This window comes from Citromicrobium bathyomarinum, assembly GCA_001306305.2.
Lineage (GTDB): Bacteria > Pseudomonadota > Alphaproteobacteria > Sphingomonadales > Sphingomonadaceae > Alteriqipengyuania > Alteriqipengyuania bathyomarina.
Genome location: CP155577.1, coordinates 2,569,063 through 2,587,862 on the forward strand (window position 1 = coordinate 2,569,063; position 18,800 = coordinate 2,587,862).

The following is an 18,800-nucleotide window of genomic DNA, read 5'->3' on the forward strand; positions in this document are numbered from 1 at the left end:
TCCCTTCATGCGCGTGTGTGACTGCGGTGAACGAAGCCACAACAAGCCAGACTTGGCTTAACAAGCGTTTGAGAGAGGGTTCCGCAAAAGCCACAGGCCTGTGCGCCGACGGCTTATGCGCAGATAGTGCGCAGATATGAAAACGGCCGCCGGGCAGAACCCGACGGCCGCGAAATAAAGCGTCGATGACGAAGAGGCGTTAGCCCTTCACCGCCGCGGCGACTTCGGCTGCGAAGTCGCTTTCTTCCTTCTCGATGCCTTCGCCGAGCTGGAAGCGGACGTAGTCCTTCAGGACGATCGGCTTGCCGGCTTCCTTGCCGGCCTGCGCGACGACCTGCTCGATCGGGGTCTTGTTGTCGTGCACCAGGATCTGGCTCATCAGCGCATTTTCCTTGGCGAACTTCGCCACGGCGCCTTCGACCATCTTTTCCTGCACGTTCTCGGGCTTACCACTTTCGGCAGCCTTTTCCTTGGCGATCGCACGCTCGCGCTCGATCAGCTCGGCGTCGAGACCTTCGGCGTTGAGCGCCTGCGGGAACGCCGCGGCGATGTGCTGCGCAAGCTTGGTGCCGAGCGTTTCGAGCGTGGCGGCATCCGCCTCGCTCTCAAGCGCGACGAGCACGCCGATCTTGCCGAGGTTCGGCGAGACGGCGTTGTGCATGTAGGGCACGACGAGGCCCTGCGCGACCGAGACGGACTTCATCCGGCGGACCTGCTGGTTTTCGCCGATGGTCGCGACATTGTTGGTCAGCTTGTCGCCGATCGTGCCGCCATCGGGGTGATCCATGCCCTTGAGCGCCTCGACGTCGTCACTGTTCGCGCCCAGCGCGACCTGCGTGGTCTTGCGCACGAAATCCTGGAACTGGTCGTTCTTGGCGACGAAGTCGGTTTCCGAGTTCACCTCGACCGCGACACCCTTGGTGCCGTCGACGGCCACGCCGACCAGGCCTTCTGCTGCGGTGCGGCTGGACTTCTTCTGTGCAGTGGCGAGGCCCTTGGCGCGCAGTGCGTCGACCGCGGCTTCGACGTCGCCATCGGCGGCTTCGAGAGCCTTCTTGGCGTCCATCATGCCCGCGCCGGTTTTCTCGCGGAGTTTCTTTACGTCAGCGGCGGTAAAAGCGCCCATCGATCGTATCCTTGAATTTGAATGTGGTCAGCGTCCCCGGAACGGGTCGATCCGCTCCGGGTCGCTAGTCAGCGATTGTGAAGCCGCGGTTACGCGGTTGCTTCGGCTGCCTCGGCAGGCGGATTTTCCATCTCGCCAACGCCCGGATCGTTCGCGCCGTCGCGGCGCGCCGCTTCGCCGAAAGCATCGCAGTACAGACGCACGGCGCGTGCCGCATCGTCGTTACCCGGAACGGGGAAGGCGATGCCGGTCGGGTCGGTGTTCGAATCGAGCACCGCGATCACGGGAATGCCAAGCACGTTGGCTTCCTTGATCGCGAGGTCTTCCTTGTTGGCGTCGATCACGATCATGACGTCGGGAATGCCGCCCATGTCGCGGATGCCGCCGAGCGAAAGCTCCAGCTTGTCACGCTCGCGGGTAAGGTTGAGCACTTCCTTCTTGGTCAGGCCGCTGGTGTCGCCCGAAAGCTGCTCTTCGAGCGTCTTGAGACGCTTGATCGAACCGGAAATGGTCTTCCAGTTGGTCAGCATGCCGCCCAGCCAGCGGTGGTTGACGAAGTGCTGGCCGCTCATGCGGGCCGCTTCCGCCACCGGCTCCTGCGCTTGGCGCTTGGTGCCGACGAACAGGACCTTGCCCTTCGCCTGCGCGGTCGCGGCGACGAAGTCGAGCGCACGCGCCATCAGGGGCACGGTCTGCGACAGGTCGATGATGTGGACACCGTTGCGCGCGCCGAAGATGTACGGCTTCATGCGCGGGTTCCAGCGGTGGGTCTGGTGGCCGAAGTGTGCGCCGGCCTCGATCAGTTGCTGCATCGTGACGGTAGGAGCCGCCATAGGTAAATTCCTTTCCGGTTGAACCTCTGGAAGGCGGTAACCCGCGGCGGAGAGCCCGCCTTGAGCACCGGTTTATGATGCCTTCCATGTGGAGTTTCCCGCGAATCCTTCCGCGGAAGGCGCGCACTTAGCGATCACCGGATCGAAAATCCAGCCTCAATTCGGCGCACCTGTAGTGGCGATCGACCCGATTTGCCTTGACAGGCGAGAACAAATGGAGAACATTGACGTTCATCAGCGGAACATCGTGAGTCGCTGATGGATTATCACCATGTTTTCCACAGCCGGTCCAGCTCTTTTGCACCGGCTCTCTGGAGGATGAAGGTCGGAGTACAAACCATGATCGCGTTCGCCATTACCTGTCTGCTTGTCGCCACTATCATTGTTGCGCTGCTGTCGGCGACCGACAGCCTACTGCGCGGCGCACGCCATTATCGTGCGCTCGCAGCGCAATTGCGGACGCTGCGGGGCGATAACGGCCAGGCAAGTGGTGCCGCAACGATCACGGGCGGCAACCGCCCCGCCCCTTCGCTTCATACCCGTCGCAAGAACGCGCCGCATCGCGCCACGCCCGCAGGGCTGCGCGCCGCCGCCTGATCTGTTGCCGACTGTTACTGCTGGAGGCCTTCGAGCTCGGCGGAAACGCCCAGCCGCCCCAGCACGGTCTCGCCCGCGGTCACCCGCTGGCCCATCAGCACCTGGGGAGAAGTTCCTGCCGGAAGGTAGAGATCGACCCTGCTGCCGAAACGAATCAGGCCGAGCCTCTGCCCCGCCGCTACGATATCGCCCGGCTTGACGAAGGGCACGATCCTCCGCGCGACCAACCCGGCGATCTGCGTCATCCCGATCACCACGCCATCGCTGCGCATCACGACCAGATGCTGGCGTTCGTTCTCCTCGCTCGCCTTGTCGAGCTCGGCATTGACGAACTTGCCGGGAATATAACTCATCCGCCCGATCGTACCCGCACACGGGCTGCGGTTGATGTGCACGTCGAAGACGCTGAGATAGATCGAGATCCGGGTCAGCGGCGCGTTACCAAGCCCGCCGTCATCACCGCGCATTTCCAGCGGCGGCTCGACCTGCGTAATCTGCGTCACGATCCCGTCAGCCGGCGAGACCAGTAGGTCGTCACCGCGCGGAACCACGCGTTCCGGATCGCGGAAAAATGCGAGGATGCAAAGGGACAGGAAAGCCAGTGGCCAAGCGATCGTCTCCCACGCGAGCAGCGCCGCAATCAGTGAAGCCCCAGCGCAGATCAGCGCGTACTTGCGCCCTTCCGGGTGGACCGACGGCAGACCGCCGCGCGCTTCTCCGCGACCGCGATTGTCCATGATCTCACCAGCCAAGGCGTTTCGCCCCCGCTTCTGGTACAGACGCTTGCAGCAGGATCATCATGCCACCTTGCGCACGAACACCGTGCCCGCCGAATAGCCTGCGCCGAAACTGCAGATCAGCCCCGTATCGCCTGCCACCAGATCGGAATTGTTGAGGTGAAAGGCGATAATCGAGCCTGCGCTGGAGGTATTGCCGTATGTGTCGAGCACGGTCGGGCTCTCATCCTCGCTCGCCTCGTGTCCCAGCACGCGTTGTGCGATCAGCCGGTTCATACCCGCATTGGCCTGGTGCAGCCACAGGCGGCGCAGCGCCGCCGGATCGAGCGATAGCCGATCGGCCTCGTCAACGATCATCTGCGCGACCATCGGCACCACTTCCTTGAAGACCTTGCGCCCTTCCTGAACGAACAGCTTGTCCGGCGTGCCGATCGTCTCCGGCTCCGCGCGGTTGAGGAAACCGAAATTGTTGCGGATGTTGTTGGAGAACACGGTCTTCAGACGGGTGCCGAGGATGTCCCAGTGCTCGGCGGGAGCCATGGACGCATCTTCAACCAACACGGCCGTGGCGACATCGCCGAAGATGAAATGGCTGTCGCGATCGCGCCAGTTGAGGTGCCCGCTGGTGATTTCGGGGCTGACCACCAGCACGCTCTTGGCATTGCCGGAGCGAATATAGTCCGCCGCGGTCTGGATGCCGAAGGTGGCGGACGAGCACGCGACGTTCATGTCGAAGGCGAATCCGTCGATACCGAGCGCCTGCTGGATCTCGATCGCCATCGCGGGATAGGGCCGCTGCATGTTGGACGCGGCGCACAGTACCGCGTCGACATCGCCCGGCTCGCGCCCTGCCCGCGCCAGCGCATCGCGCGCCGCGGCAACGCCGATCTCCGCCATCATCGACATATCGTCGTTGCCGCGCGGCTCGTGGCGAGGCTCCATGATGTCGGGATCGATAAGCGGCGCCTTGTTGATGACGTGGCGAGCCTTGATCCCGCTCGCCTTCTCGATGAATTCGACCGAACTGTGGACCAGCGGCTCCACCTCGCCCGACGCGATCGCGTCGGCGTGCTCGGCATTGTGCCGATCGACGAAAGCGTTGAAGCTTTCGACAAGCTCGGCATTGCTGATGCTGTCGGAGGGCGTGAACAGCCCGGTGGCGGAGATGACGGGGCGACCGCCCGCCTGCTCGTTTTGCTGTGTGCGTTGCGCGTTCATTGAAGGGTGAGACCTAGCGGCGCTGGGTTGGCACGGCAAGCGGGATGGCAGGAGCTCGCGTCCTTCCGCTTTTCTGCAGATGTGGACAGCGACCACACCGCCCATCTGCGCGCCCAAGCGCGCTCCATCACGGAGCAGAGGAAAATGGTGGACAGGGCTGGATTCGAACCAGCGTACGCTTGCGCGGGCAGATTTACAGTCTGCTGCCTTTAACCACTCGGCCACCTGTCCACAGGGCTGGTATGCGTGAGGCATTGCAAGAAACGATGTACCGGAAGCGGCCATCGTCTGCCGAGGAGCGCCCCTTTGGAGAAGCCGCGCTTGCCTGTCAATGGTCGCGGTGGCAGGGCGTGCGGCAATGGCAAAACCGGAACGTAAAAGAGCGCTGCGCGGACGCGCAGGACGAATGAAGGGTGGCCGCGGAAGCGGGCGCGCGAGCACGGGGCAGGTGCGCCTGTGGGGCCGCCACGCGGTCGAGGCGGCTCTGCTCAACCCCGAACGCAAGCATCGCAAGCTGTGGGCGACCCGCGAGGGAATCGAATCGCTCGACGGCGAGCTGCCCCCCGATTTCCCGGTCGAGTATGCCGATACTCCTGATCTTGACCGGCTGGTTGCGCGCGATGCGCCGCACCAGGGGCTGGTGCTCGAATGCGCGCCGCTAGAAGAACGCGATCTGGCTGAAGTCATTCAGAGCGGCGAGCCGGGCCGCCCCATCGTGCTGCTGGACCAAGTCACCGATCCACATAATGTCGGCGCAATCCTGCGCTCTGCCGCCGCATTCGATGCAGCGGCGATCGTGACGCAGGACCGGCACGCTCCGCCGGAAAGCGGCGTGGTCGCCAAGTCTGCATCGGGCGCGCTTGAAACCGTGCCATGGGTGCGTGTGGTCAATCTGGCGCGCGCGCTCGACGATCTGGCCGAACGCGGCTTCTGGCGCATCGGCTTGGCGGGCGAGGCGGAGATGACGCTGGCAGAGGCTATTCCGACCGGGCCGGTTGCACTGGTGCTGGGTGCCGAAGGCGCCGGGCTGCGTCACAATATCGCGGGCCACTGCGATGCACTGGCAAAGCTCCCCATCTCGGACGCGATCGAGAGCCTGAACGTGTCGAACGCAGCGGCGATCGCGCTTTACGCGCTGGCCACCAGCACCGACTGATTTCTCCCGAAAAAAGACAACAAAAAACCCCGCCGGTCCACCACCCGGCGGGGTTTCTTATTTCATGCGCCGATTGCTCGACGCACCAAGCCGAAAAAGGCTTAGTTTACAGCGTCCTTGAGGCCCTTGCCGGCCTTGAACTTCGGCTGGTTGGACGCCTTGATTTCCATCGGTTCGCCGGTGCGCGGGTTACGGCCAGTCGAAGCCTTGCGCTTGGCGACCGAAAACGTGCCGAAACCGACAAGCCGAACCTCATCGCCATTGGCGAGGGCCTTCTGGATCGCGTCGAAAACACCTTCGACGGCGTTCGAAGCGTCGCTCTTGGAAAGGCCACAGGATTCGGCGACGGTGCCGATCAGTTCATTCTTGTTCATTCGGAAAAACCCCTCAGTCCCAGACATTCAAAGTGGTGATCCGCGATAGTGCGAATGGACCCACCTGATACCTTCGTCACGAGTCTGTCAAAGGCAAATTGCCGGAAAAGCCCCGATTTGTGCGATTTTTTGGTTCACATACGTTAACCTTGGGGAAAAACCCCGTCCCTGCGCGGCACAGACGAAGCTCTCCCCCCCCGGATTAATGCGTAGTCTGCCCGCTTTCCGCAAACGGCGGTTCGCTGATCGGCTGGCTCGCAAGGTCGTCCGCCTCGGTCCACTCGATCGCTTCCGGCTTGCGGACCAGTGCGTGGGCCAGAACCTCGTCGACATGGGCCACCGGGACGATCTCGACCCCATCGGTGATGCGATCGGGAATTTCCGCCAGGTCCTTCACGTTCTCCTGAGGGATGAGCACCTTGGGAATACCGCCGCGCCGTGCGGCGAGCAGCTTTTCCTTCAGCCCACCGATCGCCAGCACACGCCCGCGCAGGGTAACCTCGCCGGTCATCGCGATATCCGGGCGCACCGGAATCCCGGCGAGCGTTGAAACGATCGAGGTGACCATGCCCACACCCGCGCTCGGCCCATCCTTCGGCACCGCGCCTTCGGGCAGGTGGATGTGGATGTTCTTGCGGCGGAAGATCGACGGCTTGATGCCATAGGCGGGCGACCGCGCCTTCACGAAGCTGAACGCTGCGGCGACGCTTTCATTCATCACCTCGCCGAGCTTGCCGGTGGTCTTGATCTCGCCCTTGCCCGGCGTGGTAACGCTCTCGATGGTCAACAGTTCGCCGCCCACCTCGGTCCACGCGAGACCGGTGACCGCGCCGATCTGCGCCTCTTCCTCGCCAAGGCCATGCTTGTATTTGCGCACGCCTGCGAACTCGCCGAGGTTATCCGGCGTGATCGCGACCGTTTCGGCCTTCTTTTCGAGGATCTTGCGCAGGGACTTGCGCGCCAGCCGCGCAATCTCGCGCTCCAGCGTCCGCACGCCGGCTTCGCGGGTGTAATAGCGGATCAGGTCGCGCAGGGCGTCTTCGGTGAGCGAGAATTCGCCCTCCTCCAGCCCGTGGTCGGCGATCTGCTTGGGCAGCAGGTGGCGCTGCGCGATCTCGACCTTCTCGTCCTCGGTGTAGCCTTCCAGCCGGATGATCTCCATCCGGTCGAGCAGCGGCTGCGGCAGGTCGAGCGTGTTGGCGGTGCACACGAACATCACATCCGACAGGTCGTAGTCGACCTCCAGGTAGTGATCCTGGAAGCGCGCGTTCTGCTCCGGGTCGAGCACCTCGAGCAGGGCCGAGGCCGGATCGCCGCGGAAATCCTGGCCCAGCTTGTCGATCTCGTCGAGCAGGAACAGCGGATTGCTGGCGCCCGCCTTGGTCAGGTTCTTGACGATCTTGCCCGGCATCGAGCCGATATAGGTCCGCCGGTGGCCGCGAATCTCCGATTCGTCACGCACCCCGCCCAGCGACTGGCGCACGAACTCGCGGCCAGTGGCGCGGGCGATCGATTTGCCGAGGCTGGTCTTGCCGACACCCGGAGGGCCGACGAGGCACAGGATCGGGCCTTTCAGCTTGTTGGTCCGCGCCTGAACGGCGAGATATTCGATGATCCGTTCCTTGACCTTCTCAAGCGCATAGTGGTCATCGTCGAGCACCTTCTCCGCATCTTCGATGTCGCGGTTGAGCTCGCTCTTTTCGCCCCAAGGCAGGTCTAGCAGCACATCGAGATAATTGCGGATCACGGTGGCTTCAGCGCTCATCGGCTGCATCGCCTTGAGCTTCTTGAGCTCGCTCTCGGCCTTGGCGCGTGCCTCGTCCGACATATCGAGCTTTTCGATCTTTTCCTGCAGCTCGGCGATCTCGTCGCCTTCGCCGCCCTCGCCCGAGCCGCCCAGCTCGTTCTGGATCGCCTTCAACTGTTCGTTGAGGTAATATTCGCGCTGGGTCTTCTCCATCTGCCGTTTCACGCGACCCCGGATGCGCCGTTCAACCTGCAGCACGGAAAGCTCGCCTTCCATGAAGTTGAGCAGCATTTCGAGCCGCTTGCGAGGATCGGGCTCGGTCAGCAACGCCTGCTTGTCCGCAACCTTGATCGAGAGAGAGGCAGCCACCGCATCGGCGAGCGCGCCTGCATCGTCGACATCGCCCAGCTCTTCGGCTGCGCCTTCGTTCTTCTTGGAAAGTTTCGTGTATTCGGCAAACTGCTCGACCACCGAACGCATCAGCGCCGTCACTTCGCTGCCCGACACTGTCGTCGGCTGGATCGGGCGAACTTCGGCGATGGTCAGTTCGCCCTGATCGTGCAGCGCGCTCAGGTGCGCGCGCTCGCGACCTTCGACCAACACGCGGACCGTGCCGTCGGGCATCTTGAGCATCTGGAGAACCTGCGCGACCACGCCGATGTCGTACAGGTCGGACCCGTCCGGATCCTCGCAAGAGGGGTCGATCTGGGCGAGCAGGAAGATGTCCTTGTCACCCTCCATCGCAGCTTCGAGCGCGGCGACCGAGCGGTCACGGCCCACGAAGATCGGTACGACCATGCCGGGGAAGACGACGATGTCGCGAAGGGGAAGCAGGGGAAAGCGCTGGGTCATAGATGTTCTTTGGCGCGCGGATTGGGCGCGCACCCGTCCTTGTCAATCAATATGGGTCGGACCCCGCAGGGCTGCAATGCCGGTGGTCCGAGGTGTATGGATACGGCGCAATCGGCGGCCGCGCTCCCTACGGCCGCCAGAAAACCCTTATCCCATGCCGGGCAGGTTGAAGCCCGGCGGCAGGCCCATGCCCGACTGGATGCGCTGCATCTCCTCGGACGAAACGCGATCCGCCTTGCCGCGCGCATCGTTGAACGCGGCGGCGACCAGATCTTCGACCATCTGCTTTTCTTCCGGCTTCATCAGGCTTTCGTCGATCGACACGCCCAGGATCCGCCCGCGCGCGGTGCACTTCACAGTCACCAGCCCGCCCCCGGCGGTGCCTTCGACCTCGATCGAATCGAGCTTGGCCTGCGCATCGCCCATCTGGCTCTGGATCGTCTCGGCAGCCTTCTGCGCGGCGGCCATCATTTCTTCCATCGACTTCATGCTTGCTTGCTCCATTGGCGGGCGTTGTTGGCGGCGGCCTGCTCTTTCTCATCGAGCAGCTCCGCCTGGGGGAAGGCGGCGCGCGCCGCCTGCATAAGGGGGTGTGCTTCCATCGCGTCGCGCAGCGCGGCAGCCTCTGCCTGCGCGGATTCGGCCATGCTTGGCGGGGCAGCGGGATCCTCGACCTCGGTCAGCACCCACGAACGCCCCGTTGCCTTGGCGAGAGCGGCGCGCAATTCGGTTTCGATCTTGTCCCTGAACTCCGGCGCGCGCGCGAAAGTCAGCGCGCCGTCTTCAAGCGAGACAACCCGCAGCTGAAGCCGCATGATACTCGCCGCGATATATTCGCCCGCATCTTCCACCTTTGCCACCAGGCTGGCGAAATCGGGGCGTGCGAGCGAGGCTGGCCGGGTGCGGGCTTCGGGGCTGTTGCCAGAATCAGAGGCGGGTGCGGGCGAGTCGGCGGATGCCGCGGGAATGCCCTTGGCAAGCTCCTCCATCCGCTTGACCAGCGAGCCCGGGTCGGGCGCGTTGGCAGCGTGGATCAGCCGTAACAGCGCCATCTGCGCCGAAACCAGCGGGTCGGGCGCGGTATTTACCTCGTCGTACCCTCTCAGGAGCATCTGCCACAGGCGATGAAGCTGGCCGGGGGTGAGACGCGCGGCCCATTGCGACAATTGCTCGCGCTCTTCCTCGCCTGCCAGATCGGGCATCGCGCCACCGATCTGCATCACGGTGATCCTGTGGACGATCTCCATCAGCGATCGCATCAGCGCGAGCGGCTCCACACCGAGCGCATACTGGTCTGCCACCGCATCCAGCATGGTCTTGGGTTCGCCCTCGAGGATCGCGCCGAGCAGCCGACGCTGCGCGCCTGCATCGGCAAGGCCGAGCATGTCGCGCACGCGCGCTGCGGTAACCTTCGCGTCACTGTCCAGATCGGCGTGGGCGATCGCTTGGTCGAGGATGGAGAGCCCGTCGCGGACAGACCCTTCGGCCGCCGCTGCGACCAGATTGAGCGCTTCGGGTTCGGCTTCGACGCCTTCCTGGCCGCAGACCCAAGCGAAATGCTCGCCCAACCGCTCGGTCGGGATGCGCCGCAGGTCGAAGCGCTGTGTTCGGCTGAGCACGGTGACCGGCAGCTTGTCGACCTCAGTTGTCGCGAAGAGGAACTTCACGTGGGCGGGCGGCTCCTCAAGTGTCTTGAGCAAGGCATTGAAAGCATTGCGAGACAGCATGTGGACTTCGTCGATGATGTATATCTTATAGCGCGCGCTGACGGCCGCATAACGGACCGCCTCGATAATTTCGCGCACGTCATCGACACCGGTATGGCTGGCAGCGTCCATCTCGATCACGTCGATATGGCGGCCTTCCGCGATTGCCCGGCAGGGTTCGCACACGCCGCAGGGATCGATGGTCGGCCCGCCCTGCCCATCCGGCCCGATGCAGTTGAGCGCCTTGGCGATCAGGCGTGCAGTGGATGTCTTCCCCACCCCACGCACCCCGGTCATCAGGAAGGCGTGCGCCAGCCGGTCGCGCCGAATGGCGTTGGCCAACGTCTGAACCATCGGCTCCTGGCCAATCAGCTGACTGAAGGTCTGCGGACGATATTTGCGCGCCAGCACGCGGTAGGGCTGCGCCGGGTCGGCGACGGTCGGCGATACGGACGCAGGAGGCGCTTCGGCAGCGCCGGATTCGGGCGCGGGTTCGGGCTTGGCTGGCTCGCCTCCGAACATCGCGCTCTGGCCCGCAGCCTCCAGTTCGGCGGCGGTCGGCGCTTCGGTTTCGCTATCGGGCAGATCGGTATCAGGCATGAGGGCCCAATCTAGGCACGCAGAGCGGCTTTGTCGAAGCTTGACTTTTAGGTTTTAAAACGCAACCTAGTCTGTGTCGGGGAGAACAGGACATGAGTATAATCGCAGGGCGCAAGACCGCCGCATTCACCGGGCCGCTGGTGGTGTTCGTCATCGGGATGCGGATCAACCACTTCCACAAGGTCGGCAAGTGGCTGCCAGTTCTCAGGGCCATGCCGCCGATGCTGCAAGAACTGGCGAAGGACCCGGACAGCGGATTTCTCGGCTCCCAGAACATGCTTGCCGGGCCGCGACAGGTCTGCCTGCTGCAATACTGGCGCGATTTCGACAGTCTCGAAGCCTATGCGCGTTCGCGCGACAGGCAGCACTGGCCGGCCTGGGTCGCGTTCAACAAGGCGGTGGGCGGCGACGGGACAGTGGGTATCTTCCACGAGACCTATGCGGTCGACGCAGGTCGTCACGAAACGATCTACGCCAACATGCCCGTGTGGGGCCTCGGTAAGGTGTCAGGGATCACCGACGCCACGGGATCGCGCAGCGAGGCACGCTCGCGCATGAGGACATCGGCAGAATAGGAAAAGGAGCCGAGCGACCCGCCGCAATTCACCTGGGCTGCTTCCTTCCGGACCTGACCCGGTGAGCGAACGCAAACGTCCACCCGACTCCCGCTCGCCACATGGCGAACTCGGCTCAGGATTTCAAGCGCCGCTTTTGCGAATCCACTCGGCTACCACGCGCGCTGCATCGGCGAGTACGGCATCCGCCTCGGCGCTGGTGCCTTTTGGACGGTCGAGAAACGCCGCCAGCACGTAGCGCGAGCCGGACGGCGTTTCGAAAACCGCGATGTCGTTGAACTCGGGCTGCCCTTCCCCGCCGCAGGTTCCGGTCTTGTCGCCGGCGTTCCAGCCGTCCGGCAATCCGCCCCGCAGACGCGCCATGCCTGTGGATGTCTCCACCAGCCAGCCGTGCAGGATGCCGCGGTCGGTTGCGGAGAGCCGGTCGCCCCACAGCAGATTGCCGACCAGTTCGGCCTTCGCCCCGGGCGTCGTCGTATCGCGCGGATCGCCCGGCGCATTCTCGTTCAAGGTGGGCTCGTTGCGATCGAGCCGCGTCACGCGATCGCCAGCATCGCGCAGCCATGCAGTGAACGCCTCCGGCCCACCGAGTCGGACGAGCAGCAGATTGGCCGCAGTATTGTCGCTCAGCGTCACCGCGTGGTGCGCTGCCTCCAAACCGGACATCCAGCCGATCTGCGCGCGTCCTTTCGCGTAGGGTGCGTAGGAGAGAATATCGTCCGCCCCGAAATCCAGCCGTTCCTCACGCACACCCGGCGTTTCCAGCGCCATCGCCGCAAGCGCGAGTTTGAATGTGGAGCACATGGCAAAGCGCTCCGCCCCGCGATGCGCGAAAACGAGGCCTTCGTCCTGCGAGAAAAGGGCCAGGCCCAGCCGCCCGCCGGAAGCCGCCTCCAGTCGGTCGATCTGCGCGGCGAGCTGCTCGGTCGAAACCTCGGTCGGCTGTGACGGCGTCGAATGCGCAGCGCAGCCGGCCGTCGCCAGCGCAATCGCCCCGAGGAAGACTTTCATCATCCGCTCAGCGGAAATTATCGGCGTAGGACTGCAGCTTGAGCGTCTTGGGCGGGGTCGCATGGACGCGCGCGGCAATGCCGTATTTCTCGGCATAGGCCTTCGCCTCGTCCTTGCTAGGGAAGGTCAGGATGACCTGCGCCTGCGTGTCGCCGCTGCCGGTCCAGCCCATCAGCGGATCGGGCCGCCGCGCTTCGGATTGCTCGAACTCGAGCACCCATTCATCGATACGCGCCTTGCCGCTCTGCATCGCGTTCTTGGGTCGCTGGTAAATACGTGCTGCCATGGCGATCTCCCTAATTCAGCCTTGCCCGCGTGAAAAGGCATTCTTCGTCTTGAGGCTTGCGACCTCGGTCCACGGCTCGTCCGGCCAGCGATGTTTCGGATAGCGGCCCTTCATATCCTTGCGCACATCGGCCCAGCTACCGCGCCAAAACGCGGGCAGATCGCGGGTCGCCTGCACCGGGCGCCCGGCGGGGCTAGTCAGCTTGAGCAACAGCGGCGACGCACTCTTCCCTTGGCCGATCATAGGATGCCGATCGAGCCCGTAGAGCGCCTGCACGCGCACCTCGACCGCGGGCGCATCCTGCCCCTCGTAATCGATCGGGTGGTGCGTACCTGCGGGCGAGACGAATTCGCGCGGTGCGGCCTGATCCAGCCGCTGCCGCTCGTTCCAGTCGAGCTGGCCGAGCACCGCGTCGACCAGCTTGCCCTTGCTCACCGCGAGATCGCGGCGCCCCGCCAGAAGCGGCGCGAGCCAAAGTTCTGCGGTCTCGCGAAGAATCTCCGACGAAAGCCCCTCGATCCCCGCAAAACGCGCGCGGGCGAGCAGTGCGGCGGGGAGCAGTTCCCCCAGCTTGTCCAGAGCCTTGTCCACAAGCAGCGCCTGTACCGCATCCATGTCGGGCACCGGGTCCTGCCCCTTCGACAGGACCAGCGCCCCCAACCGCTCCTCGCGCCGCGCCTCGACCCGTTCCCCGGTCCAGCGCAGCGTTCGATGGAGCGCAATGCGCTCACCCAGCCACTGGCGCAGGTCCGCTTCTTCGAGCGCGGCGGCGGCGGTGATCCGTGCGCCCTGTGCCGAGCCCTGCGCATCGCCGATCACGCAATATTCGGCGCGCGCAACCGAAGATGTCGGGTCGAGCCGATAGCCCCGCCCATTCGCCGTCAGCCAGTCCTCGCCCGAATTATCTCGGCGCTTTGCTATAAAACCTGGACGACCGGCGGCGAGGATGATGGCGAGTGGAACCTCAAGAACCGTTCGTGCTGAGCTTGTCGAAGCACGTTCGCGCCCACGCCGTTCGACAGGCTCAGGGCGAACGGAGGTTAGATTTTGAGCAGCCGCAGCCCATCGCCCCGCCAGCTTGCGGCTCGCGTCGGCACGCCCGCCCCGCTCGCCATTCCAGCGAGAAAGCCGCGCCTCCAAATCCTCTCCGCGACCGCCCAGCCCGCGCTCCTGCAACAGCAGCACGAGCCGCGCCGCGCGCTCGGTACAGCCATGCCGCTCGCCGAACAGCACCATCGCCGCGCCAGCGGGATCGAGCGGCAGCTGCGCCATCGTCTCGCCCTGCGGCGTGATCCGCCCCTCCCCATCAAGCGCGCCGAGCGCCCGCAACTCCTCGCGCGCCGTCGCGAGAGAAGCTTCCGGGGGAGGATCGAGCCAGCGCAGATTGGCAGGTTCGCTCTCGCCCCACTGGGCCAGCGTCAGCACCAGCGGCGCGAGGTCGCTGGTGGCGATCTCGGGCGGCTCGAACGCCGGACGTCCCGCATGCGCCGCCTCCGCCCACAGGCGATAGGCCACACCCGGTACCTGCCGCGCCGCGCGCCCTGCCCGCTGCGTGGCGGAGGCCTGCGATGCCTGCACGGTCACCAGCCGGTTGCCGCCTGCCGCGCGGTCGTACTCAGCACGCCGAGACAGCCCGCCATCGACAACCACGGTGACGCCCTCCAATGTCAGAGAGGTTTCCGCAATCGCGGTCGCCAGCACGATCCGGCGGCGACCCTCGGCATCGCGGCGGATCGCGGCGCGCTGGCCTGCCGGATCGACCTGCCCGTGCAGCGGCAGGATCACCGCGCCGCGCAAGCGATCCTCCAGCCGTTCGCGCACCCGCTCGATCTCGCGCACGCCGGGCAGGAAGGCGAGGATGTCGCCCTCCTCCGCCCGCCACGCCTGCGCGACGGCATCGGCCATCGCATCCTCGAAGCGCTGCGTGCCGCTCGCGCCCAGCCACTCGATCCGCAGGGGATGGCTGCGCCCCTCGCTCTCGATCACCGGGCAATCGTTCATGAGCCCGGCGAACCGCTCTCCGTCGAGCGTGGCGGACATCACCACCAGCCGCAGATCCTCGCGCAGCACGCCCTGCGTCTCGAGCGCCAGCGCGAGGCCGAAATCGCTGTCCAGATGCCGTTCGTGCGCCTCGTCGAACAGCACGGCGGAGACGCCCGGCAATTCGGGGTCGGCGACGATGCGGTTGAGAAAAATCGCCTCGGTCAAGACGGTTACGCGCGTCTTTGCAGAGCGTTTCGAGTCGAGCCGCGTGAGATAACCGATCGTCTCGCCCGGCTTTTCCCCCAGCATTGCCGCCATCCGCTCAGCAGCGGCGCGAGCGGCAACGCGGCGGGGCGAGAGCAGCAGGACTTCGCCGGTGCACCAGTCCTCGCCCAGCAGCGCGGGCGCGACCGCGGTCGTCTTGCCCGCCCCTGGCGGCGCGACCAGCACCGCGTTGGGGCCATCGCGCAGCGCGGCCTTCAACTGCGCCAATACGGCATGGATGGGGAGACTGGAATCGTCGGGCATTGCCCCGCCTCTAACCCAGTCCGTCACCCCTGCGAAGGCGTCCTTCGCGGATCACCCCCCCTCCCAGCCGAACACGTCCTCCACCCCCACGCCGAACAGGCGCGCGATGCGGAAGGCGGTCTCCAGGCTGGGGGAGTAGCGCCCCTGTTCGATGGCGATGATCGTGTGGCGCGTCACCCCCACCGCCTCGCCCAGCGCGGCCTGGCTCATCTTGTCATGCTCCTCGCGCAGCTCGCGCACGCGGTTGGTGATCGGCGGGCGCTTACCCATCGGACCGGCCCATCAGACGCCTCCCATCAGATCGGCCTGCGGAACAGGACGATCTGGAACGCATATTCCGCCAGCTGCGCGACGATCAGCGCGCCGATGATGTGGTGGAACAGCATCCCGCCACTGGGCAGCGCGACGTAGGTCGCGCAGGCGGCAACCGCCAGCACGCCCATCACCATGCCCGACCAGTGCCCCGCCCGGTCGATGACGATCTTTTCCCGCTCGTCCGCCGGGGCGTTTGCTTCCTTGGGAGAGGCAATTGCGAGCCCGATCTGCGCGACGACCGAGAACACGACCACCGCGAGCACATAGGGGATCAGCGGCTCGATCACCGGAGCCTGCGGCGCCCCCGCGACCAGCTGCGCGTAGAACACGCCGGTCGCGAGCATGATCGCCCCCATGACCCACGCGGATTTTTCCCTGAACGACATGATCGCGAATCTCCTCCGTTATGTAGAACATTTTCTACATAGGAGAGCGCGAGCCGTATGTCGAATATTTTCGACACACCCCCCCTTGGCCGCCCCGGGGATATGGAGTTCGCGAGACTCCCGCAGTCAATGCGAAGTTGATATGTCCCCGGTATGGATTGGCGACTTTTTCACGCATTTCTCAAATGGATTTGGCCGGCACTTTTTGGCGGTATCATAAGCTTACTCGCGCTATTAGTTGCTGCCTCTGGGGTTTGGCCTGAAGCGAAGGACAAAACCGCAGAAATAATAAGCAGTGGAGCAGAACTGCTGAACACACCCCTAATTTGGTTTTTTCTCACATTACTCATTGGCATTTGGCTCTTTTTACTCTTCTGGTCTGGAAGAAAAATAGACGGCTTGAGAGATGATAAGGAAATCGCTCGTGATGCGTCACTCGCAAGTCGAGCCGAAGAGTTAGCGAGAGACATGCTTCAAGAAAGTGCTTCACTTCAACGCGCACGGATGCAGCGCCATTGGGCTGACGACAATGTGCTAGGCAGAGATAATTGGCTGGGAGCGCGGCGTGCAGAGGCCGTGGAACAGGAAGGCGCAGCCCACCGATTCGGGTTTCGGCTAGAATCTATCTTGGCAGAAACTAGAGAACGCGGAGTTCACATCAAAGATTGGGCTGTTGATCGGTGGGGAGCCGACGACCTCCGCTATTGGGCAAAGGCACTATTATTAATTGCGGGGGCTGCAAGGGCAGGGAAGCTGGAAGGGCGAACTCTGAGAGTTTCTTGGCATGAGCAAGTTTTAGGAACCGCTGATGAACTCAAGAAACACGATGAGGAAAGGCACCGACCGTAAATAATTAAAACCCCCGCGCCACCGCGAAGTGCGCGGCTTCGACCATCGCTTCGCGCGCCTTGCCGTCGGGGAAGATCGACAGCGCATCCGCCGCCATCTGCGCGAAGTGCCGGGCGCGCTCGCGGGTGGCGGTGACGCAGTCGTGGCGTTCGACCAGCGATACCGCGTGGGCGAGGTCTTCGTCGGAGGTGCGGTGGCCGAGGATTGCGGCCTCCCAGAACTTGCGCTCCTCCGCGTCGCCGCGCGCATAGGCGAGGATGACCGGCAGGGTCATCTTGCCCTCGCGGAAGTCGTCGCCCCGGTCCTTGCCCATCTCGGCCGCGTCGGACGAATAGTCGAGCGCGTCGTCGACCAGCTGGAACGCGATGCCGAGGTTGCGACCGTAATCGTCGAGCGCCTGCTCCTCCGCGTCGCTGCATTCGGCGACCACCGCCGCAATGCGGCTGGCGGCGGCGAACAGCGCGGCGGTCTTGGAGCCGATGATGTCGAGATAGCGCTGCTCGCTGGTGGTGATCTTGCGCTGCGAGGTCAGCTGGGCAACCTCGCCCTCCGCGATGATCGCGCTGGCCGAGCTGAGGATCTTCAGCACCTTCAGGCTGCCATCCTCGGTCATCAGCTCGAACGCGCGGCTGAACAGGAAATCGCCGACCAGCACGGTCGCCGGATTGCCGAAGATGATGTTCGCGGCGGCCTTGCCCCGACGCATCTCACTGCCGTCGACCACATCGTCGTGCAGCAGCGTGGCGGTGTGGATGAACTCGACCGCGGCGGCGAGCTTGTGGTGGCGCGTGCCGTTATAGCCGACCAGCTCCGCCCCGGCGAGCGTCAGCATCGGGCGCAGCCGCTTGCCTCCGCCCGAGATCAGGTGACCCGCAAGGCTCGGGATAAGCGGAATTTCGCTCTGCATCCGATCGAGGATCACGGTGTTGACCGCGTTCATTCCCGACGCGGTGAGCGAGAGCATCGCATCGATCGAGGCTTCGGGTGCGCCAGACGCTTTACGGAGTGGGACGATCTCGGCGGTCATTACAGCGGGCCATGGCCAAGCCCCGCGATCATTTCAAGCATCATCGCGCATCGCGCTCATGCCCGCGTCGCAATCACTGTGCCCTTTTCGCCGCAGGTCGGGCGCGATTGCCGCCTGTGCCGCCGCAAGGTTGCGGCTGGTGCAAAAACCGCATAGAATTCTCCGTTCAGGGAAGAACTTGGAGATTTACTGATGAAGTTTGGCAAAACCTTTGCCGTAGCAGCTGCTGCAACCCTCGCCGTCGCGCCGATCGCGGCGCAGGCCGACGTCCGCACCGCAGCGCCGGTTTCGGATGAGAGCGAAATGGGCGGCGGCTACACTCCGCTGATCATCCTCGCCATCGTCGGCCTGGGTATCGGCATTGCGGTTTCGGGCGACAGCGACAGCGTCAGCAACTAAGCCGACGCATTATTTGCCTTTTCAGGTAGGGGCGCGGGGCAACTCGCGCCCTTTTTCGTATCGGCTCTACGCGATATTGCCACAATTCGTCCTAAAATAGTCGCAAGAAGGGAACCTCCTTAAGGGTGGCACCTTCTGTACGTAAGGGCTGGTGACCGCTTGGTCTCTGGCCCTTTCGCTAATCGAGTTTCAATAGAAGGGGTTTAAAGACCTATGAAGTACGGAAAGCTTACCGCAGCGCTGGCCGGTGCCACGCTCGCCATCACCCCCCTCGCCGTGCAGGCGCAGACCCGCGATGCCGCGCCGGTCGAAAATGAAGACAGCCTCGCCGGTGGCGGTGCCATTGCAGGTATCGCCGCAGCAGCGCTGGTCGGCCTGGTCGTGGTTGCCGTCGTCACTTCGGATGACCGCGACATCAACGAACCGCCGCTGAGCGCCTGAGCCTAACGCACAGGATCGAATACGGAAAAGGGGCGCTTCAGCGTCCCTTTTTTG

Annotated in this window: 20 protein-coding genes, 1 tRNA gene and 1 other RNA gene; 6 read left to right on the forward strand and 16 right to left on the reverse strand. The window is 64.3% G+C overall.

Annotated elements, in window-relative coordinates; all coding sequences use genetic code 11:
* Positions 1–199 precede the first annotated feature (199 nt).
* Together tsf and rpsB are read right to left on the reverse strand one after the other, a co-directional pair.
* On the reverse strand, positions 200–1,126 hold the full coding sequence (gene tsf / locus VO57_012875) for a translation elongation factor Ts (GenBank protein ID XBL69017.1): 927 nt from the start codon (positions 1,124–1,126) through the stop codon (positions 200–202).
* A gap of 89 nt (positions 1,127–1,215) precedes the next feature.
* Entirely contained in the window at positions 1,216–1,959 is a 744-nt protein-coding gene (rpsB, locus tag VO57_012880) for a 30S ribosomal protein S2 (protein XBL69018.1), read from the reverse strand.
* A gap of 339 nt (positions 1,960–2,298) precedes the next feature.
* Here rpsB and VO57_012885 point away from each other — a divergent pair, with 339 nt between their 5' ends.
* Positions 2,299–2,556, forward strand: coding sequence for a hypothetical protein (locus VO57_012885; protein ID XBL69019.1), 258 nt, complete (start codon positions 2,299–2,301; stop codon positions 2,554–2,556).
* Between the two features lie 14 nt (positions 2,557–2,570).
* Here VO57_012885 and VO57_012890 read toward each other — a convergent pair whose 3' ends face one another.
* From VO57_012890 to VO57_012900, 3 genes are all read right to left on the reverse strand, one after another.
* Entirely contained in the window at positions 2,571–3,308 is a 738-nt protein-coding gene (locus VO57_012890) for a phosphatidylserine decarboxylase (GenBank protein XBL69020.1), read from the reverse strand.
* Between the two features lie 45 nt (positions 3,309–3,353).
* The gene (locus VO57_012895; GenBank protein ID XBL69021.1) at positions 3,354–4,511 is read right to left on the reverse strand and encodes a beta-ketoacyl-ACP synthase III; all 1,158 of its coding nucleotides are present in this window, start codon (positions 4,509–4,511) and stop codon (positions 3,354–3,356) included.
* A 145-nt stretch (positions 4,512–4,656) separates the two neighbouring features.
* Positions 4,657–4,742: transfer RNA gene (locus VO57_012900), tRNA-Tyr, on the reverse strand.
* Positions 4,743–4,869: 127 nt separating this feature from the next.
* On the opposite strand from VO57_012900, the gene rlmB reads away from it, so the two are divergent.
* Positions 4,870–5,667 carry a 23S rRNA (guanosine(2251)-2'-O)-methyltransferase RlmB gene (gene rlmB / locus VO57_012905; GenBank protein ID XBL69022.1) on the forward strand — a complete coding sequence of 266 codons (798 nt, stop codon included), beginning with the start codon at positions 4,870–4,872 and terminating at the stop codon, positions 5,665–5,667.
* A gap of 101 nt (positions 5,668–5,768) precedes the next feature.
* On the opposite strand, the gene VO57_012910 is transcribed toward rlmB, so the two are convergent.
* The 4 genes from VO57_012910 to VO57_012925 form a co-directional block, all read right to left on the reverse strand.
* A complete protein-coding gene (locus VO57_012910; protein ID XBL69023.1) occupies positions 5,769–6,041 on the reverse strand; it encodes an HU family DNA-binding protein in 273 nt (90 codons plus the stop codon).
* 202 nt (positions 6,042–6,243) lie between these two features.
* A complete protein-coding gene (lon, locus tag VO57_012915; GenBank protein XBL69024.1) occupies positions 6,244–8,640 on the reverse strand; it encodes an endopeptidase La in 2,397 nt (798 codons plus the stop codon).
* A gap of 147 nt (positions 8,641–8,787) precedes the next feature.
* A complete protein-coding gene (locus VO57_012920) occupies positions 8,788–9,129 on the reverse strand; it encodes a YbaB/EbfC family nucleoid-associated protein (GenBank protein ID XBL69025.1) in 342 nt (113 codons plus the stop codon).
* On the reverse strand, positions 9,126–10,946 hold the full coding sequence (locus VO57_012925; GenBank protein ID XBL69026.1) for a DNA polymerase III subunit gamma/tau: 1,821 nt from the start codon (positions 10,944–10,946) through the stop codon (positions 9,126–9,128). The genes VO57_012920 and VO57_012925 overlap by 4 nt, the downstream gene beginning before the upstream one ends.
* Before the next feature lie 92 nt (positions 10,947–11,038).
* On the opposite strand from VO57_012925, the gene VO57_012930 reads away from it, so the two are divergent.
* Positions 11,039–11,521 carry a DUF4188 domain-containing protein gene (locus tag VO57_012930; GenBank protein ID XBL69027.1) on the forward strand — a complete coding sequence of 161 codons (483 nt, stop codon included), beginning with the start codon at positions 11,039–11,041 and terminating at the stop codon, positions 11,519–11,521.
* On the opposite strand, the gene ffs is transcribed toward VO57_012930, so the two are convergent.
* The 6 genes from ffs to VO57_012960 all read right to left on the reverse strand — a co-directional run bounded on the left by ffs (position 11,521) and on the right by VO57_012960 (position 16,030).
* Positions 11,521–11,615: signal recognition particle sRNA small type (gene ffs / locus VO57_012935), an RNA gene on the reverse strand. The genes VO57_012930 and ffs overlap by 1 nt on opposite strands.
* A gap of 29 nt (positions 11,616–11,644) precedes the next feature.
* A complete protein-coding gene (gene bla, locus VO57_012940) occupies positions 11,645–12,535 on the reverse strand; it encodes a class A beta-lactamase (protein ID XBL69028.1) in 891 nt (296 codons plus the stop codon).
* Between the two features lie 4 nt (positions 12,536–12,539).
* Positions 12,540–12,818: an ETC complex I subunit gene (locus VO57_012945; protein ID XBL69029.1), complete on the reverse strand. Its 279-nt coding sequence runs from the start codon at positions 12,816–12,818 to the stop codon at positions 12,540–12,542.
* A 15-nt stretch (positions 12,819–12,833) separates the two neighbouring features.
* Complete coding sequence (gene hrpB / locus VO57_012950; protein ID XBL69030.1) at positions 12,834–15,329, reverse strand: ATP-dependent helicase HrpB; 2,496 nt, start codon at positions 15,327–15,329, stop codon at positions 12,834–12,836.
* Between the two features lie 51 nt (positions 15,330–15,380).
* Positions 15,381–15,599 carry a helix-turn-helix transcriptional regulator gene (locus tag VO57_012955; GenBank protein XBL69031.1) on the reverse strand — a complete coding sequence of 73 codons (219 nt, stop codon included), beginning with the start codon at positions 15,597–15,599 and terminating at the stop codon, positions 15,381–15,383.
* Positions 15,600–15,625: 26 nt separating this feature from the next.
* The gene (locus VO57_012960) at positions 15,626–16,030 is read right to left on the reverse strand and encodes a hypothetical protein (GenBank protein ID XBL69032.1); all 405 of its coding nucleotides are present in this window, start codon (positions 16,028–16,030) and stop codon (positions 15,626–15,628) included.
* A gap of 153 nt (positions 16,031–16,183) precedes the next feature.
* Between VO57_012960 and VO57_012965 the strand changes: the two genes are divergently transcribed.
* Positions 16,184–16,879 (forward strand): hypothetical protein, encoded by a 696-nt coding sequence (locus VO57_012965; GenBank protein ID XBL69033.1) that lies wholly within the window; start codon positions 16,184–16,186, stop codon positions 16,877–16,879.
* 4 nt (positions 16,880–16,883) lie between these two features.
* On the opposite strand, the gene VO57_012970 is transcribed toward VO57_012965, so the two are convergent.
* Entirely contained in the window at positions 16,884–17,906 is a 1,023-nt protein-coding gene (locus VO57_012970) for a polyprenyl synthetase family protein (GenBank protein XBL69034.1), read from the reverse strand.
* Between the two features lie 192 nt (positions 17,907–18,098).
* Here VO57_012970 and VO57_012975 point away from each other — a divergent pair, with 192 nt between their 5' ends.
* Positions 18,099–18,305: a hypothetical protein gene (locus VO57_012975; protein XBL69035.1), complete on the forward strand. Its 207-nt coding sequence runs from the start codon at positions 18,099–18,101 to the stop codon at positions 18,303–18,305.
* 213 nt (positions 18,306–18,518) lie between these two features.
* The gene (locus tag VO57_012980; protein ID XBL69036.1) at positions 18,519–18,746 is read left to right on the forward strand and encodes a hypothetical protein; all 228 of its coding nucleotides are present in this window, start codon (positions 18,519–18,521) and stop codon (positions 18,744–18,746) included.
* Positions 18,747–18,800: the final 54 nt, after the last annotated feature.

Bases quoted from the DNA above. Each gene is read 5' to 3' on its own strand.
- hrpB (XBL69030.1), bottom strand. From the start codon at position 15,329: ATGCCCGACGATTCCAGTCTCCCCATCCATGCCGTATTGGCGCAGTTG.
- VO57_012970 (XBL69034.1), bottom strand. From the start codon at position 17,906: ATGACCGCCGAGATCGTCCCACTCCGTAAAGCGTCTGGCGCACCCGAA.
- lon (XBL69024.1), bottom strand. From the start codon at position 8,640: ATGACCCAGCGCTTTCCCCTGCTTCCCCTTCGCGACATCGTCGTCTTC.
- rpsB (XBL69018.1), bottom strand. From the start codon at position 1,959: ATGGCGGCTCCTACCGTCACGATGCAGCAACTGATCGAGGCCGGCGCA.
- bla (XBL69028.1), bottom strand. From the start codon at position 12,535: ATGATGAAAGTCTTCCTCGGGGCGATTGCGCTGGCGACGGCCGGCTGC.
- VO57_012910 (XBL69023.1), bottom strand. From the start codon at position 6,041: ATGAACAAGAATGAACTGATCGGCACCGTCGCCGAATCCTGTGGCCTT.
- VO57_012895 (XBL69021.1), bottom strand. From the start codon at position 4,511: ATGAACGCGCAACGCACACAGCAAAACGAGCAGGCGGGCGGTCGCCCC.
- rlmB (XBL69022.1), top strand. From the start codon at position 4,870: ATGGCAAAACCGGAACGTAAAAGAGCGCTGCGCGGACGCGCAGGACGA.
- tsf (XBL69017.1), bottom strand. From the start codon at position 1,126: ATGGGCGCTTTTACCGCCGCTGACGTAAAGAAACTCCGCGAGAAAACC.
- VO57_012925 (XBL69026.1), bottom strand. From the start codon at position 10,946: ATGCCTGATACCGATCTGCCCGATAGCGAAACCGAAGCGCCGACCGCC.
- VO57_012980 (XBL69036.1), top strand. From the start codon at position 18,519: ATGAAGTACGGAAAGCTTACCGCAGCGCTGGCCGGTGCCACGCTCGCC.
- VO57_012920 (XBL69025.1), bottom strand. From the start codon at position 9,129: ATGAAGTCGATGGAAGAAATGATGGCCGCCGCGCAGAAGGCTGCCGAG.
- VO57_012965 (XBL69033.1), top strand. From the start codon at position 16,184: ATGGATTGGCGACTTTTTCACGCATTTCTCAAATGGATTTGGCCGGCA.
- VO57_012945 (XBL69029.1), bottom strand. From the start codon at position 12,818: ATGGCAGCACGTATTTACCAGCGACCCAAGAACGCGATGCAGAGCGGC.
- VO57_012955 (XBL69031.1), bottom strand. From the start codon at position 15,599: ATGGGTAAGCGCCCGCCGATCACCAACCGCGTGCGCGAGCTGCGCGAG.
- VO57_012975 (XBL69035.1), top strand. From the start codon at position 18,099: ATGAAGTTTGGCAAAACCTTTGCCGTAGCAGCTGCTGCAACCCTCGCC.
- VO57_012960 (XBL69032.1), bottom strand. From the start codon at position 16,030: ATGTCGTTCAGGGAAAAATCCGCGTGGGTCATGGGGGCGATCATGCTC.
- VO57_012930 (XBL69027.1), top strand. From the start codon at position 11,039: ATGAGTATAATCGCAGGGCGCAAGACCGCCGCATTCACCGGGCCGCTG.
- VO57_012885 (XBL69019.1), top strand. From the start codon at position 2,299: ATGATCGCGTTCGCCATTACCTGTCTGCTTGTCGCCACTATCATTGTT.